The sequence below is a fragment of the Halomarina ordinaria genome (assembly GCF_030553305.1).
GTDB classification, from domain to species: domain Archaea; phylum Halobacteriota; class Halobacteria; order Halobacteriales; family Haloarculaceae; genus Halomarina; species Halomarina ordinaria.
Genome location: NZ_JARRAH010000001.1, coordinates 664,173 through 680,343, shown reverse-complemented (window position 1 = coordinate 680,343; position 16,171 = coordinate 664,173). Strand labels below are relative to the sequence as shown.

Genomic DNA, 16,171 nt, shown 5'->3' with positions numbered 1-16,171 from the left:
CGACCTGGTCGTGACGCTACTGAGAAACGATGTACTTATTCACGCGCCGTAACGGTTCTTGGGTAGGTGTCTATAGACATGGAGAGGCGCGATTTCCTCAAGGGTGCGGGTATCGTCGGCGTGACCGGGCTGGCTGGCTGTACCGGCGGCCCGACCGGTGACGGGAACGGCGGTGGCGGCAACGACAGTAACGACAGCAACGACAGTAACGGGAGCGGCGGCGACGGCGGCGAGGCGGCCGCGAACATCGGCATGGTGTACGCGACCGGTGGCCTCGGCGACGGGTCGTTCAACGACCAGGCCCAGCAGGGCATCCAGCAGGCCGAGGAGGAACTCGGCATCGAGTACGCGGAGCGCCAGCCGGACGAGGAGTCGCAGTTCCCGACGTTCCAGCAGGAACTCGCGCAGTCGGGGAACTACGACCTCGTCTGCTGCATCGGCTTCCTCCAGCAGTCCTCGCTCACGGATACCGCGCCGCAGTACGCGGAACAGAACTTCATGATCGTCGACGAGACGGTCGACGCGGACAACGTGTCGAGCTACGTCTTCCGCGAGGAGCAGGGGTCGTACCTCGTCGGCCAGATGGCCGGCCTGCTGACGACCGAGGAGTTCAGCGAGGGCGGCGGCGAGACGGTGCCCGACGAGACGACGGTCGGGTTCGTCGGCGGCGTCGAGGGCGAACTCATCGGCCGGTTCGAGGCCGGGTTCACGGCGGGCGCACAGGCCGCCAACGAGGACGTCGAGGTCCTGACGAGCTACGTCGGTGACTTCAACGACCCCTCGGGCGGGCAGGAGGCGGCGCTCTCGATGTACGACCGGGGTGCCGACATCGTCTACCACGCGGCCGGGAACACCGGGACGGGCGTCTTCGGCGCGGCCCAGGAGGCCGGGCGCTACGCCATCGGCGTCGACCGCGACCAGTCGGTCACGCAGGAGGACTACGCTGACGTCATCCTCGCGAGCATGGTCAAGCGCGTCGACACCGCGGTGTTCGACTCCGTCGAGGCGGTGGTGAACGACGAGTTCACCGGCGGCGAGACCACCGCGCTCAGCCTGGAAGAGGAGGGCGTCGCGGCAGTCTACGGTCAGGAACTCGGCGACGCCATCCCGGGGTCCATCAAGGACAGCGTCGACGAGACGCGCCAGGGGATAATCGACGGGGAGATAGAGGTTCCCACGGACCCGGACGAACTCTAACAGAACGGGCACGATGCAGACACAGAGCTATCGCCAATGACGACAGCCGTCCATCTCGACGGGATCACCAAGCGGTTCCCGGGGGTCGTCGCCAACGACGACGTCGACCTCGCCGTCGAGGCGGGCACGGTCCACGCCCTCCTCGGCGAGAACGGCGCCGGCAAGACGACGCTGATGAACGTCCTCTACGGCCTCTACGAGCCGACCGCCGGCGACGTGTACGTGAACGGCGACGGTCTCGAACCGGACGGCGACGGCGGCTACGTCGACGCTCCACGGACGTTCGACACGCCGAGCGACGCCATCGACGCCGGCATCGGGATGATACACCAGCACTTCATGCTGGTCGACCCGATGACCGTCGCCGAGAACGTCACGCTCGGTAACGAGCCGAACAAGTGGCTCGGCCTCGCCGTCGACCGCGACCGCGCGCGCCGCGAGGTCGCCGAGTTGAGCGAGCGCTACGGGTTCGACATCGACCCCGAGGCGCGCATCGAGGACGTGAGCGTCGGCGTCCAGCAGCGCGCGGAGATACTGAAGGCGCTGTACCGCGGCGCCGACGTCCTCATCCTCGACGAACCGACCGCCGTCCTCACCCCACAGGAGGTCGACGACCTCTTCGCGGTGTTCGACGAACTGACGGCGCAGGGCAAGACCATCATCTTCATCACGCACAAACTCGGCGAGGCGATGCACGCCGCCGACGACATCACCGTCCTGCGCGACGGCGAGAACGTCGGGACCGTCGACGCGGCCACGACCGACCGCGAGTCGCTCGCGGAGCTGATGGTCGGCCGCGAGGTCCTCCTCGAAGTGGAGAAGGGTCCCGCCGACCCCGGCGCACCCGTCCTCTCGGTCGACGGACTCACTGCGAGCGACGACCGCGGCGTCGAGGCCGTCTCCGACGTCTCCTTCGACGTCCGTGCCGGCGAGGTGTTCGGCATCGCGGGCGTCGACGGCAACGGCCAGTCCGAACTCGTCGAGGCCATCACCGGCCTTCGCACCCCCGACGGGGGGCGCGTCCACCTCGACGGCGAGGACGTCACCGACTGGTCGCGCCGCGAGCGCATCGACGCACACATGGCGTACGTCCCCGAGGACCGCCACGAGCGCGGCCTGGTGATGGACTTCGACCTCGTGGAGAACGGCCTCCTCGGCAACCAGCACAGCGCACCCTACGCCCGCGGCGGGCGCATCGACTGGGGACGGACGCGCGAGCACGCGGAGGAGATAATCGAGACGTACGACGTGCGGCCGCCGAACGCGGACACGTCGGCGCAGTCGCTCTCCGGCGGCAACCAGCAGAAGTTCATCGTCGGCCGCGAGTTCTCCCGCGACCCCCGGGTGGTCGTCGCCACCCACCCCACCCGTGGGGTTGACATCGGGTCGACGGAGTTCATCCACGAGCGCCTCGTCGCGCTGCGCGACGCGGGCGTGGCCGTTCTGGTCGTCTCCGCCCAGCTCGACGAGGTCAGGGCGCTCTCCGACCGCCTCGCGGTCATCCACGACGGTCGTATCATGGACGTCGTCGACCCGGAGGCGACCACCGAGGAGGAACTCGGCCTGCTGATGGCGGGCGAGACGCCCGAGACGGTCGAGGCGGACGCGACCGACACGCCCCCCGACGCCGACGGCGCCGAACCCTCGCCGGGGGCGAACGCGAACCGGGGGGGTGAGCGATGAGCGCGCGCGAACGCGCCGAGGCCGCCCTCGAACGGTTACTGGAGGCGTCGGGGACCGAGCGGTTCCTCATCAGCCTCGCGTCGCTCGCGCTGTCGCTGTTCGTCGGCGCGCTCATCATCCTCGCGGCGGGGCGGACGGCGACGTGCGCCCAGCCGGCGGTGTCGTACTTCGGCGTCGGGTTCTGTTACGACCCGGCGGCGGTGTACGACGCGCTGTTCCTCGGGGCGCTCGGCAACCCCATCAACCCGTACTTCGACCCGCTCCACGGGCAGTTCGCGGCACCCATCCAGACCGGCTGGAGCCCGTTCAACGGCGCGATGGCCCGGACGCTCGCGGAGACGACCATCCTGCTGTTCACGGGGCTGTCGGTCGCCGTCGCGTTCCGCGCGGGCATCTTCAACATCGGGACGCAGGGCCAGCTCATCGCGGGCGGACTGGCGAGTACGGTCGCGATGCTGGCCGTCGCACCGTACTTCGACGGCGTCGTCGGGACGCTCGTCGTCCTCCCGCTCGGGCTGCTGGTCGGCGCCGTCTTCGGCGGCCTCTACGGGGCTATCCCCGGCGCGCTGAAGGCCTACGCCGACTCCAACGAGGTCATCACGACCATCATGCTCAACTTCGTCGCGTCGCTGGTCGCGCTCTACCTCGTCCAGAACCGCTTCGCCGACCCCGAGTCCGTCTCGACGAAGACCGAGACGCTCCCCGAGTTCGTCTCGTTCCCGACGGTCGCGTTCGACCCGCGGGCGCCGTTCTCGCTGGTCGCGCTCGCGCTGGGGGTCGCCCTCCTCGTGGGGGTCTACCTGCTGCTCGAACGAACCACCTTCGGCTTCGACCTCCGGACGAGCGGCCTCCAGCCGGAGGCCGCGGAGTACGGCGGCGTCGACTCGAAACGGACCATCGTCAGCAGCATGGCGCTCTCCGGTGCGCTCGGCGGTCTCGCGGGGACGGTGTACGTCCTGCTCTACTTCGGTTACTTCGGCGGGTCGGTCCCGTCCTACGGGTTCGACGGCATCACCGTCTCCATCCTCGCGGGGAACAACCCCCTCGGGGTGTTGCCCGCGGCGTTCCTCTTCGGCGTCCTGAAGAACGGGGCGCTGTCGGTACAGGCGACCAACGTCCCGCCGGAACTGGTCGACGTGCTCCGGGGACTCATCATCCTGTTCGTGGCCATGCCGGAGTTCTTCCGACTGGCCGGTCGACGGCTGACCGGTCCGCGGAGCGGCGACCGCGCCGTCGCGACCGACGGCGGCAGCGCCGGGGGTGAGCGCGATGAGTAGCGAGACGACGACCCCGCTGGGGCGCGTCCGTGACCTCTCCTCGCGGGGGTACATCGGCCTCGCGGCGGTCGCCTTCGTCGCCGCGTTCGCGCTCGCGGGGACGCTCTTCCCCGACACGCTCGTCGGGACGCTGTTCGCCGTCTCGACGCGCCCGGGGACCATCGAGTCGGCGTTACGGGCGGCCGTCCCCATCTGTTTCGCCGCCCTCGGCGGCATCTTCGCGGAGAAGAGCGGCGTCATCAACATCGGGTTGGAAGGGCTACTCATCATCTCCGCGTTCGCCGCCATCTACGGCGCGCTCGCGACCGGGTCGGTCTGGCTCGGGATGGGCGTCGGCGTCCTCGCGAGCGTCCTGCTCGCGGGGGTCTTCGCCGTCGTCTGCATCGAGTTCCGCGCCGACCAGATCATCGCAGGGCTCGCCATCTGGCTCGTCGCGCTCGGGTTCGCGCCGTTCGCCGCACAGATCCTCTACGGGTCGAAGAACACGCCGACGGTCAGCGCGCTGCCCTCGGTCGCGGTGGGCCCCTTCGACCTGAGCATCGCCGTCTACGGGATGGTCGTCGCGGTGGCCGTCGCGTGGTACGTGCTCAATCGGACGGCCTTCGGGCGCTGGGTCGAAGCCAGCGGCGAGAACCCCAAGGCGCTCGACACGGTCGGCGTGAGCGTCACCCGGGTCCGCTACGCCGCCGTCCTGCTGTCGGGGCTGTTCTCCGGCATCGGCGGCGCCGCCTTCGCGTTCAACGTCCAGCAGTTCATCGGCGGCGGCGAGACGATGATCGGCGGGCGTGGGTTCATCGCCATCGTGGCGTACCTCTTCGGCAACTACAACCCCGTCGGGGCGTTCTTCTCGACGCTCCTGTTCTCCGGGCTGGAGGCCGTCGAGCGTCCCCTGCAGTTCAGCGGCATCGAGGTGTCCTCGACGCTCCTGCAGACGGTGCCGTACATCGGCGTCATCGTCGTGCTGGCGCTGGTCGGCCGGACGCGCATCCCCAAGGCCGCGGGCGAACACTACGAGTCCGGCGAGGACTGACCCCTCCGAGACGCAGGCTATTTCTCGCGACTCGCCGAAGCCGTCGCATGGACGCGACCGAACTCGTCGCCCGCGCCCGCGAGGCGCTCGACGACGCCTACGTCCCCTACTCCGAGTACCGCGTCGGTGCCGCCCTGGAGACCGCCGACGGCACCGTCTACACCGGCTGTAACATCGAGAACGCCAACTACTCGAACTCGCTGCACGCCGAGGAGGTGGCCGTGGCGGGAGCGGTCCGGGACGGCCACACCGAGTTCGCCCGCCTCGCCGTCGCCTCCGGCGCGCGCGACGGCGTCACGCCCTGCGGGATGTGTCGCCAGACGCTCGCGGAGTTCGCCGACGCCGACCTCCCCGTCTTCTGCGACGAGAGGGACGCGGTTCGTGAGTACGCCCTCGGTGAGTTGCTTCCGAACACCATCTCGTTCGACACGCTGGAGGCAGCGAAGCGCGAGGAGTGACCCGACGGCGAGTCCCGTCGTCGGAGGCTCTCCTCACGAACGGGTGGCTATTTGTTCGAGGGGAGTTCAGTCGAGCCATGAGCGACGCAGACGACGTGCAGTACCACATCGAGGTCGGGCCGGGCGACGTCGCGGGGACGGTACTCCTGCCGGGGGACACCGAGCGGGTCGACCGCATCGTCGCCGACTGGGACGCGAGCGAGGAGGTGGCGAGTCACCGCGAGTACCGAACCGTCACCGGCGAGTACGAGGGGACGCCGGTCTCCGTCACGTCGACGGGTATCGGGTCGCCCTCCGCCGCCATCGCGGTCGAGGAACTCGCCGAGGTAGGCGTCGACACGTTCCTCCGCGTCGGCTCCTGTGGGGCCATCCAGCCCGACATCGACATCGGTGACCTCGTCATCACGTCGGGCGGCGTCCGACAGGAGGGGACCAGCGCGGCGTACGTCCGCGATACGTACCCCGCGGTGGCCGACGGGGAGGTGGTGACCGCGCTGGTCGCCGCCGCCGAGCGCCTCGGCTACGACTACCACGTCGGCCTCACCGCCTCGACGGACTCCTTCTACGCCGGCCAGGGTCGCCCGGGTTTCGAGGGGTACGTCCCCGAGCGCGGAACGGCCCTCTTCGAGGAGATGGTGGCCGCGAACGTGAAGAACTTCGAGATGGAGGCGAGCGCCATCCTCACCCTGGCGAACGTCTACGGCCTGCGTGCCGGCGCGGTCTGCGCGGTGTACGCCAACCGGACGACCGGCGAGTTCCGCGTCGAGGGGCAGGGACGGGCCGTCGAGACGGCCAACCTGGCCGTCCACCTGCTCGCACGGATGGACGCCGCCGCTGCCGAGGCCGGCGCCGACCGCTGGCACGCCGGCCTCTCGCTCGACTGAGCCGGCGTTCGTGGGGTAACGCAGTCGGTAGGGTTTTGTGAGTCGTCACCACAGTACGTGGCCATGACCGAACTCCGGCGGACGGCGTGGGGGATGGCCGAAGAGGCAGAGCGGGAAATAGAGTCACTCTCCGTCGAGGAGACCCACGCGGAACTCGAGGAGGGCCGAGCGACGCTGCTCGACATCCGCGACGTGCGAGAGCTGTGGCTCGAAGGGACCATCGCGGGGGCGAAACACGCGCCCCGCGGGATGCTCGAGTTCTGGGCCGACCCCGACACGAAGTACCACCGCGACTACTTCGGCCCGGAGCGACGTTACGTGCTGTTCTGCAACGAGGCCGGCCGGTCGGCGCTGGCGGCGAAGCGACTCGCGGAGATGGGGTTCGAGGACGTCGCGCACCTGAGCGGCGGGTTCACCGCGTGGCAGGAAGCGGGCTACCCGGTCGAGACCGTCGAACAGCGTGACTACGAGAGCCGATAGGCGGACAGGCGACGCCGGCCGCTTCGCTCGCGGGGCGTGGCGTCGCACACCCGCGTGCACCCCGCGACGACGTTCAGCGCACGGGGTCACTCGTCCCGGCCTGGTTCATAAACCTCCGGCGGGAGCGCGAGCGGACGCGACGGTTCGTCGGGCGACAGCGCGTCGAGACACACGGCTCGCCGGTCGAGCGCGTCGAAGGAGAGGGGAGAGGAGAAGAGAGGAGACGACGGGTAGGTCCGCAGTTGTGCTCGCCGACGTTACATGTCGGGCCACGCCTTCGCGGCGCGGCTGGGGCCGGCGACGCGCTTGACCCAGCGGGAGGCGACCCCCTTCTTCAGCGTCTCGGCGGGGAGGCCGTCGAAGAGCTTCACGGGGAGCGAGAAGCCGTTGACGGGCCGGACGTCATAGGCGACGGCCTCGTCGCCGACGGAGATGAGCGTCCCCTTGTCGACGTGCTCCCACTGCTTGAGGGGCTGGCCGTTCATCGCGCGTTTGATGTTCTCGCCGATGACCTCGGCGGCCTGCCAGGCGGCCTGCGCCGTCGGCGGGGCGGGTTCGCCCGAGAGCTGGTCGACGAGCGCCGAGTCGCCGACCGCGAAGACGCGGTCGTCGCTCGTCTGGAACGTCGAGGTGGCGGTGAGGCGGTGGTTCCGCTCGTCCTGGTCGAGGTCGAGCGACTCGGCGACCTTCTGACCGGTGATGCCGCCGGTCCAGATGAGGACGTCGTAGTCGAGTTCGGTGTCGTCGCCGATGTAGACCGTCTCGTCGTCGACCTTCCCGATGAACTCGCCGGTCATGATGTTGATGTCGCGCTCGCGGAGCATCTCGTCGAGCTTCTCCTGCAGTTCGGGTTCGCCCGGCGGGAAGACGCTCTCCAGCCCCTCGACGAGGTGGATGTCGATGGGCGCGCGGTGTTTGTCGCGGAACTCGGCTATCTCGCCGGCGGTCTGGATGCCCGAGAGGCCGGCCCCGCCGACGACGATTTGTGCGCGGTCGCTGCGCGAGGCGTCGCGGGCCGCCTCCTTGACCGCGTCGTGGATGTCGAGGGCGTGGTCGAGCGACTTCAGCGTGTAGGCGTGCTCTTCGAGCCCCTCGATGCCGAAGTAGGCGGTCTGCGAGCCGATCGCGACGACGCAGTAGTCGTAGGTGACCGTCGTGCCGTCGTCGAGTTCCACCTCGCGGTCCTCGGTGTCGATACCCGTCACCTCCGCCTGGATGAAGCGCGTGGAGGGGGCCTTGATCTCCTCGACGGGGATGGCTATCTTCTCCTTGACGGCGGGGTTGCGCACGACTCGGTGGGCCTCGTGGAGGACGAGGTGGTGGTCGACGTCGGAGATCCACGTCAGGTCCACCTGGTCACCGAGCTTGTCTTCGATGCTCTTGATGGCGCCAGCCCCGGCGTAGCCGGACCCGAGGACGACGACGTTCTCAGTCATGACCAGTTCTCCGACCGCCTCCGATACAAAGGCTTTGGAACGGTCATGCGTGTCAACGAGACTGGAGACGGCGAGGAGACGGCCGCAGACGGGGAATATATGTGCTTCGGCGCCGCGCTAGTGCTGCGGCGCGTCGTCGCCCCAGGGGGCTTCCATGCTCGTCGTCGAGACGATGAGCACGTTGTTCGTGTCGTCTTTCCCGTCGAGGACGCCCTCGATGCGGAGCTTCGAGCGCGGCGTCGGGCCGACGACGACCGTGTCACCCTCGTGGTACTCCTTGATGGAGCCGTGCAGGCGTATCTCGGCGCGGCAGAGCTCGGGGTGGTGGACGCTGGTGAGGTCTATCTCCTGGACGTTCGCGTCGGTGACGCGCTCGCCGTTGTGGAAGAAGGGGACGTTCGCGGGTTCGTCGAGTTGCTCCAGTTCGAGCGCCTCGTAGGCCGTCGCCGTCGGTTTGTACCCGCCCTTCGGCCCCGGTACGCCCTCGACCAACTGCAGCGCCTTCAGGCTCTGCATCTGGTTACGGATGGTCCCCGGGTTCCGGTCGACCTTGTTCGCGATGTCCTCCCCCTTGACGGCCCGCTCGGAGACGCCGTACAGGTTGATGAGTTCCTGCAGGATCTCCCGCTGGCTCGACGTGAGTTCGATGGATGACATGGCTTATCCTTTGAAACTCCCCGGTATAAGTCCGACGGTGGAACGAGGACAGGTCCGAATGTATTAGTGTTCCCCCGTCGCTCCCTCGGGTATGGACGGGAAACGTGTCCTCGTGACCGGGGGCGCCGGCTTCATCGGCTCGAACCTCGCGAACCACCTCGCACCGGGCAACGACGTCGTCGCCGTCGACGACCTCTACCTCGGGACGCCGGAGAACCTCGACGACGACGTCGAGTTCGTCGAGGCGTCGGTGCTCGACGACGACCTCCCGACGGACGTGGACGTCGTCTTCCACCTCGCTGCCCTCTCCTCGTACACGATGCACGAGGACGACCCGCGCCTGGGTGCCCGGGTGAACGTCGAGGGGTTCGTCAACACGGTCGACCAGGCCCGCCGCGACGGCTGTGAGACGGTCGTCTACGCCTCCACCTCCTCCATCTACGGCTCGCGGACGGACCCCTCTCCCGAGTCGATGCCCGTCGAGGCGCGCACGGGCTACGAGGCGTCGAAACTCGCCCGCGAACGCTACGGCGAGTACTTCCACAACCACTACGGGATGCGCTGTGCCGGCCTGCGGTTCTTCTCGGTCTACCAGGGCTTCGAGGACGGCAACGAGGAACACAAGGGGAAGTACGCGAACACGGTCGCGCAGTTCACCGACCAGATCGCCCGCGGCGAGCGCCCCGAACTGTTCGGCGACGGCTCCCAGACCCGCGACTTCACGCACGTCTCGGACGTCGTCCGCGGCATCGAACTCGCGGCCGAGGAACGCCTTCAGGGCGTCTACAACCTCGGGACGGGCGTCAGCTACTCGTTCAACGAGATGGTCGAGATGATAAACGACGAACTCGGCACCGACGTCGAGCCGAAGTACGTCGAGAACCCCCTCGACGTCTACGTCCACGACACGATGGCCGACCCCACGAAGATGAAGGAGGCGACCGGCTGGGAGCCGACCGTCGACTTCGAGGACGGCGTCGCCCGGGTCTGCGCGCCGTACAGGGACTGACGCCTCACGACGACCGAATCCGGTCGTTGAACTGTACCTCCACGTCGAGCGAGCGGTCCGTCGACTCCTCGATGGCCGCCGAGAGGTCGTCCGCCAGCCCCGGGTAGGGTTCGTCGGCCGGGCGCGAGACGCTGACCGTCACGGTCGGCTGTTCGCCGAAGCGGTCGACGGGGCCGACCTCGGTCTGTATCTGCATCAGTTCGAGGCGTTCGTACTCCTCGTCCTCCAGGACGTCCGTGACCGCCTGGTTCACGTTGTTGTTGTAGATGACCTGGTCCGCGACGAACCCGCCCGCCACGCCGAACGTCGTGAGCAGGACGGCGAGTGCGACCAGCATCGGGAGGAACTCACGGGGGGAGCGGACGCCCTCGACCCACTCGGGCGGCCGGTAGCCGAGGTACCAGAGGACGGCGAACCCCGCGAGGTTGACGGTGACGGCGTTGACGACGAGCAGGATGAGCGCGCCGAGCGCCACCGAGGGGATGCCCCACGCCACGCCGATGCCGACGGCGGCCGCCGCGGGGATGAGTGCGGCGGCGATCATCACGCCCACGAGCGAGACGGGGAGCGCGGTCGCGAGGCCGAACGCCCCGGCCGCGCCCGCACAGACCGCCACCGACACCGAGAGCAGTCCCGGCGAGATGCGCTTTGATATCTGGCTCACCGTCGAGACGTCGAGGACGCTGGTGACGAACTGTCCCGACCGGAGCGCGTAGCCGAGGGCGAGCGCCGTGACGACGGCGAGACCGAGGCCGAGGAACTGTGCCTTCAGCCCCATCCACGTCATCCGGCGGTCGTCGAGCACCATCCCGACGCTCGTGGTCATCGCCGAGCCGACCTGCGGGGCGATGACCATCGCGCCGACGACGACGGCGGGCGAGTCGAGCAGGAGGCCCGCGGCGGCCACGACGGCGCTGAACACCGTCAGCGAGTAGTACGTCAGCGGGTTGCGGTGCATGTCGAGCGCCTTCGCCCGTATCTCCTCGGGGGCGACGGAGTCGTCCTCCTCGACGCCGGCGACGAAGCGGTCCTCCAGGTCCTTGAAGTTCGCCGTCTTCGCCGTCTCCGCGCTCGCGACGACGGTGTACTGGCCGTCGTCGATACCGGCGTCGCGCAGCTCCTGCAGGACGAACTCGACCGCCTGCGTCGGCAGGGGGAACTCGAGGAGCGTCGCGTCGTCGTGGGCGCTCGCGTCGCGGGTGAGGACGAAGTCGATGTTCTCCTCGTCGAGTATCGCCACTGCGTCGTCGCACACACTGTCGGGAACGAGCAACTTTATCAACCGCATTCTGTCTGCACGGACGGCGCACGCCGAGTATATAATCGTCACGCATTCCGTCGTCACGAGCCGGTCGCGAACCGTTCGCCGAACCGGACGGGCTAAACCGCCGGGCGGAGTACGCGCGGCCATGACACGACCGGTCGACCTCGTCGGCGTCCCGATGGACCTCGGCGCGGACCGACGGGGGGTCGACATGGGCCCCTCGGCGATTCGCTACGCCGGATTGGCACGGGAACTCGAGGGCCTGTCCTACGCCTGTCGCGACGCGGGCGACCTCCCGGTGGTCCACCCCGAGCAGGGCGACCCGGACGCCTCCCACCCAGACGGGGGGAACGCGAAGTACCTGGCGGAGGTCGAGGACCTCTGTGTCCGCCTCGCGGACCGGGTGGCCGACGCGCTGGTGGAGGGGGCGTTCCCGCTGGTCCTCGGCGGCGACCACTCCATCGCCGTCGGGACCGTCGGCGGGAGTGCCCGCGACGCCGACGTCGGCGTCGTCTGGTTCGACGCCCACGGCGACTTCAACACGCCCGGTACCTCCCCGAGCGGGAACGTCCACGGGATGCCGCTGGCGGCCCTCCTCGGCGAGGGCGAGTTCGCCGACGAGCCGTGGGCGCACGCGCCCGGCGTCGACCCGGCGAACGTCGCCCTCGTCGGGGTCCGGAGCCTCGACGACGCCGAGCGCGAGGCGCTGGCCGCCACCGAGGTGACCGTCTACACCATGCCCGACATCGACGAGCGGGGCATCATCGAGGTGACGGAGGAGGCCTTCGACGTCGCCGGGCGCGCCGCCGACGGCGTCCACGTCAGCCTCGACCTCGACTGGCTCGACCCCGACGAGGCCCCCGGGGTGGGGACGCCCGTCCGCGGGGGCGTCACCTACCGCGAGGCCCACGCCGCGATGGAGGTCGTCTCGCGACGCGACCTGCGGACGATGGAGGTCGTCGAGGTGAACCCCATCCTCGACCAGCACAACCGGACGGCGGAACTCGCGGTCGAACTGGCCGCGAGCGCGCTCGGGAAGTCCATCATCTGAGCGGCCGCCGCCGACCGGTGCCTACTTGCCCGACGACGCCCACCCGCCGAGCGTGACCGACCGGCGCGCCGTCAGGGAGACGTACGACCGCATCGCCGAGCACTTCGCGCGGACGCGGGCGTACGCCTGGCCCGAGGTCGAGGCGTTCGTCGAGGCGTCGCCCGAGGCGGGGACGGCCCTCGACCTCGCCTGCGGGAACGGCCGGCACGCGGGACTCCTCGCGCGGCGCGCCGACCGGGTCGTCGGCCTCGACGCGAGTCGGGCGATACTCGGGACGGCCCGCGAGCGCGCGGCGAACGAGGGGTTCTCCCTCGACCTCCTGCAGGGCGACGCGGCGGCGCTCCCCCTCCGGGAGGACAGCGTCGACCTCGCGGTGTACGTCGCCGCGCTCCACCACCTCCCGACGCCCACCCTGCGCCGCGCCAGCCTCGACGACCTCGCCCGTGTGCTGGCGCCGGCGGGTCGCGCGCTCGTCAGCGTCTGGAGCGTCACGCACTCGGCGTTCGACGAGCGCGAGGGCTTCGACACGACCGTCGACTGGACGCTCCCGGACGGAACCACCGTCGGACGGTACTACCACGTCTACGACCCAGAGGAGTTCGAGGCGGCCGTCGAGGCGAGCGCGCTCGATGTCGAACGGGTCTACGAGAGCGAGGGGAACTGCTACGCGGTCGGTACGGGCACCGAGTAGGCGATGAATACCGCCCGACGACGGGTCGGGATAGCCGACTCTCACCCGTCGCGGGTCACTACTGTACCCTACTTAGGTGTCAGGCACTGGCAGGCACAAACGGGACCCCTAACGGTAGTCTCGACAACAGTATATGCCAGAGACGTTCGCACACATCGGCGCACCGTCCGGATGGACGTGCGAAGCCGACCCAGAGGGCGAGTCCCTCCGGTTTCGCCACGAGACGGCGCCGGTCGTGGTCGTGGCGCGGCGGTGTACCGTCGACCACCACGTCATCGGTCGAACGGACATGTGGGAGGTGATGGTCACCCACGGGTACCCGGACGTCTCGAACACCGAGACGCTCGCCACCGTCCCGACCACGGACCGGGTCCTGGCGCTCCTGCCGGTCGCGCTCGACCGTCTCGACACCGTCGAGACGCCGCGAGTCACGCCGGGGAACCCGGAGGGGGTACGATACCCCTCGAAACGAATCGACCGTCCCGCTCCGCAGATCGAAGAGTGGGGACGGGCCGAGCACTGATTTTCGCACCATGCAGCCACTTCGTACGACGTTCGCAGAGACGCTAGGAGACGAACACGACCCCACCGCGGGCAAGCACCTCGTCGTCGTGTCGAACCGACAGCCGTACCGCCACGAGTTCGAGGGGGACGACGACGAGGTCGTCGTGGACCGCCCGACCGGCGGGCTGACCGCCGGTCTCGACCCGGTCATGCAGTCGGCCGGCGGGACGTGGGTCGCGTGGGGCGACGGCGGGGCCGACCCGCAGGTCGCCGACGCCGACGACTGCGTCGCCGTCCCGCCGGAGGACCCCGCCTACACGCTGCGGCGCCTCTGGCTCGACGAGGAGACCGTCGACGGCTACTACTACGGCTACAGCAACCGCGGCCTCTGGCCGCTGTGCCACAGCGCGCTGACGAAGACGCGCTTCTCCCAGGAGTACTGGGAGCGCTACCGGACGGTCAACGAGCGCTTCGCCGACGCCGTCGCCGAGCAGTGTTCCGGCGACCGCCCGTGGGTGTGGTTCCAGGACTACCACCTCGCGCTCGCGCCGCGTCACGTCCGCGAGTCGGGGAACGAGGACGCCGTCCTCGCGCACTTCTGGCACATCCCGTGGCCCGGCCCGGACGTCTACCGGTCGTGCCCGCAGCGCGAGGAACTCCTCGACGGGTTGCTGGCGAACGACCTCTTCGGCGTCCACATCGACCGCTATCGCGAGAACTTCCTCGACTGCGTCGAGGAGATACTGCCGACGGCCATCGTCGACCGCCAGCGGAGCGTCGTCCACTACGAGGGCGGGGAGACGCGGGTCCGGTCGTTCCCGATGGGCGTCGACGCCGACCGCATCGCGTCGGGGGCCACCAGCGACGAGGCGAGCGCGTTCTGGGAGTCGTTCGCCGCCGACAACCGCCTCGACGGGTCCGACCGACAGGTCGTCCTCGGCGTCGACCGTCTCGACTACGCGAAGGGCATCCTCGAACGCTTCGACGCGCTGGAACACCTCTGGGCGAACAACCCCGAGTGGCGCGGCCGGTTCACCTACGTCCAGAAGGGCTCCGAGACCCGGACGGGCATCCGCGACTACCGGGAGTACCAGTCGCGCATCGGCGAGGCCGTCGACCGGTTGAACGACCGCTTCGGCACGGACGACTGGCAACCCGTCGTCGCGCTCACGGAGATGCTCTCGGAACCGGCGCTCGCCGGGCTCTACCGCAACGCGGACGTGGCGCTCGTCAGCTCCATCCGCGACGGGATGAACCTCGTCGCGAAGGAGTACGTCGCCGCCCAGGTCGACCACGACGGCGTGCTCGTCCTCAGCCGGCACGCGGGGGTCCACGACGACCCCGTCTTCGCGGAGAACGCCCTCACGACCGACCCCCTCGACACCTGCGCCTTCTCCGACACCATCCGGACGGCGCTGACGCTCTCGTCGGCCGACCGCTCCCGTCGGATGCGCCGTCTGCGCCGCAGCGTCCACGAGAACGACCTCTCGGCGTGGATGGACAGCGTCTTCGAGGCGATGGAAGACATCGGCGAGCACCGGGCGGGCGCGACACCCAGCCCTCACTCGGACACCGATGGGTGACCGGGCGGCGGGACGGTCGGTCAGCGTGTCGTGTCGCGACTCGCCCCCGTCGCTGTGGGACGGTACCGTGGACCTAAAGGCGCGCCTCGCGTCGGCCGAGGGACTCCTCGTGAGCCTCGACTTCGACGGGACGCTCGCACCTATCACGACGCGCCCCGAGGACGCGACGCTCCCGCCCGAGCGCCGCGAGCGCGTCGCCGCGCTGGCCGCCCGTCGGGACGTCACGGTGGCCGTCGTGAGCGGCCGCGTCCTGAGCGACGTCCGCGAACGCGTCGGGCTCGACGGCCTCGCCTACGCCGGCAACCACGGTCTCGAACTCCTCCGGAACGGCCGTCGGGTGGTCCACCCCATCGCACGGGTCCGCCGACCCGCCCTCCGACGCGCACGCGACGCCATCGCCGAGCGCGTCGCGGACGTCCCCGGGACCTGGGTCGAGGACAAGGAACTCACCCTCACGGTCCACTACCGCGAGGTCGACCCGGACGACCGGGAGGCCGTCCAGCGTGGAGTCAGGCGGGTCGTCGACGGCGAACCCTCCCTCCGGGTCGACCCCGGGAAGGCGGTCCTCGAAGTCCTACCCGACTTCCCGTGGGGGAAGGGCCGGGCCGTCTCGCTGCTCGCCACGGGCGCCGGCGTCGGCTGGCTCCCCATGCACGTCGGCGACGACACCTCGGACGAGCGGGCGTTTCGCACCCTCACCGACGGCGTGGGCGTCGCCGTCGGCGGCGACGCGACGGCCGCCGACGCCTCCCTCGACGGTCCCGAGGCCGTGGGACAGTTCCTGGCGTGGCTCGGAGAGCAATGGGACGTCACCCGTCGCTGAGGGAGGGAAGGGAAACGCCCTTTACGGGAGCCGCGAAAGTGCCGGACGCGCACCGATAGTCTAGTGGTAGGACATGGGCCTTCCAAGCCCATAGCCCGGGTTCGAATCCCGGTCGGTGCATCCTGCGAGGAGCGGACGCGACGA

At 69.6% G+C, this 16,171-nt stretch carries 16 protein-coding genes and 1 tRNA gene; 14 read left to right on the top strand and 3 right to left on the bottom strand.

The window, feature by feature from the left end; genetic code table 11:
- Positions 1-78: 78 nt before the first annotated feature.
- The 7 genes from P1Y20_RS03640 to P1Y20_RS03610 all read left to right on the top strand — a co-directional run bounded on the left by P1Y20_RS03640 (position 79) and on the right by P1Y20_RS03610 (position 7,009).
- Complete coding sequence (locus P1Y20_RS03640) at positions 79-1,197, top strand: BMP family lipoprotein (RefSeq protein WP_304447294.1); 1,119 nt, start codon at positions 79-81, stop codon at positions 1,195-1,197.
- Between the two features lie 36 nt (positions 1,198-1,233).
- Positions 1,234-2,880: an ABC transporter ATP-binding protein gene (locus tag P1Y20_RS03635; RefSeq protein WP_304447293.1), complete on the top strand. Its 1,647-nt coding sequence runs from the start codon at positions 1,234-1,236 to the stop codon at positions 2,878-2,880.
- A complete protein-coding gene (locus P1Y20_RS03630; RefSeq protein WP_304447292.1) occupies positions 2,877-4,157 on the top strand; it encodes an ABC transporter permease in 1,281 nt (426 codons plus the stop codon). The genes P1Y20_RS03635 and P1Y20_RS03630 overlap by 4 nt, the downstream gene beginning before the upstream one ends.
- On the top strand, positions 4,150-5,187 hold the full coding sequence (locus tag P1Y20_RS03625; RefSeq protein WP_368662134.1) for an ABC transporter permease: 1,038 nt from the start codon (positions 4,150-4,152) through the stop codon (positions 5,185-5,187). Before P1Y20_RS03630 ends, P1Y20_RS03625 begins: the two co-directional genes overlap by 8 nt.
- A gap of 47 nt (positions 5,188-5,234) precedes the next feature.
- Positions 5,235-5,645: a cytidine deaminase gene (gene cdd / locus P1Y20_RS03620; RefSeq protein ID WP_304447291.1), complete on the top strand. Its 411-nt coding sequence runs from the start codon at positions 5,235-5,237 to the stop codon at positions 5,643-5,645.
- Positions 5,646-5,722: 77 nt separating this feature from the next.
- A complete protein-coding gene (locus tag P1Y20_RS03615) occupies positions 5,723-6,529 on the top strand; it encodes a nucleoside phosphorylase (RefSeq protein ID WP_304447290.1) in 807 nt (268 codons plus the stop codon).
- Between the two features lie 63 nt (positions 6,530-6,592).
- Positions 6,593-7,009 carry a rhodanese-like domain-containing protein gene (locus tag P1Y20_RS03610; protein ID WP_304447289.1) on the top strand — a complete coding sequence of 139 codons (417 nt, stop codon included), beginning with the start codon at positions 6,593-6,595 and terminating at the stop codon, positions 7,007-7,009.
- A gap of 257 nt (positions 7,010-7,266) precedes the next feature.
- Here the strand turns inward: P1Y20_RS03610 and P1Y20_RS03605 are convergent, their stop codons facing one another.
- The gene (locus P1Y20_RS03605; RefSeq protein ID WP_304447288.1) at positions 7,267-8,445 is read right to left on the bottom strand and encodes an NAD(P)/FAD-dependent oxidoreductase; all 1,179 of its coding nucleotides are present in this window, start codon (positions 8,443-8,445) and stop codon (positions 7,267-7,269) included.
- Between the two features lie 117 nt (positions 8,446-8,562).
- The gene (locus P1Y20_RS03600; RefSeq protein WP_304447287.1) at positions 8,563-9,102 is read right to left on the bottom strand and encodes an HTH domain-containing protein; all 540 of its coding nucleotides are present in this window, start codon (positions 9,100-9,102) and stop codon (positions 8,563-8,565) included.
- 91 nt (positions 9,103-9,193) lie between these two features.
- On the opposite strand from P1Y20_RS03600, the gene P1Y20_RS03595 reads away from it, so the two are divergent.
- Positions 9,194-10,111, top strand: a complete 918-nt coding sequence (locus tag P1Y20_RS03595; protein ID WP_304447286.1) for an NAD-dependent epimerase/dehydratase family protein — start codon at positions 9,194-9,196, stop codon at positions 10,109-10,111.
- 4 nt (positions 10,112-10,115) lie between these two features.
- Here P1Y20_RS03595 and P1Y20_RS03590 read toward each other — a convergent pair whose 3' ends face one another.
- Positions 10,116-11,399 carry a TIGR00341 family protein gene (locus P1Y20_RS03590; RefSeq protein WP_304447285.1) on the bottom strand — a complete coding sequence of 428 codons (1,284 nt, stop codon included), beginning with the start codon at positions 11,397-11,399 and terminating at the stop codon, positions 10,116-10,118.
- A gap of 121 nt (positions 11,400-11,520) precedes the next feature.
- Here P1Y20_RS03590 and rocF point away from each other — a divergent pair, with 121 nt between their 5' ends.
- The 6 genes from rocF to P1Y20_RS03560 all read left to right on the top strand — a co-directional run bounded on the left by rocF (position 11,521) and on the right by P1Y20_RS03560 (position 16,147).
- A complete protein-coding gene (gene rocF, locus P1Y20_RS03585; protein WP_304447284.1) occupies positions 11,521-12,426 on the top strand; it encodes an arginase in 906 nt (301 codons plus the stop codon).
- Between the two features lie 52 nt (positions 12,427-12,478).
- Entirely contained in the window at positions 12,479-13,117 is a 639-nt protein-coding gene (locus P1Y20_RS03580) for a class I SAM-dependent methyltransferase (RefSeq protein WP_304447283.1), read from the top strand.
- Between the two features lie 133 nt (positions 13,118-13,250).
- Positions 13,251-13,640 (top strand): hypothetical protein, encoded by a 390-nt coding sequence (locus P1Y20_RS03575; protein ID WP_304447282.1) that lies wholly within the window; start codon positions 13,251-13,253, stop codon positions 13,638-13,640.
- A gap of 10 nt (positions 13,641-13,650) precedes the next feature.
- A complete protein-coding gene (locus P1Y20_RS03570) occupies positions 13,651-15,204 on the top strand; it encodes an alpha,alpha-trehalose-phosphate synthase (UDP-forming) (protein WP_304447281.1) in 1,554 nt (517 codons plus the stop codon).
- A gap of 67 nt (positions 15,205-15,271) precedes the next feature.
- Positions 15,272-16,027, top strand: a complete 756-nt coding sequence (gene otsB / locus P1Y20_RS03565; protein WP_304447280.1) for a trehalose-phosphatase — start codon at positions 15,272-15,274, stop codon at positions 16,025-16,027.
- A gap of 49 nt (positions 16,028-16,076) precedes the next feature.
- A tRNA-Gly gene (locus tag P1Y20_RS03560) sits at positions 16,077-16,147 on the top strand.
- The last annotated feature ends 24 nt before the right edge of the window (positions 16,148-16,171 follow it).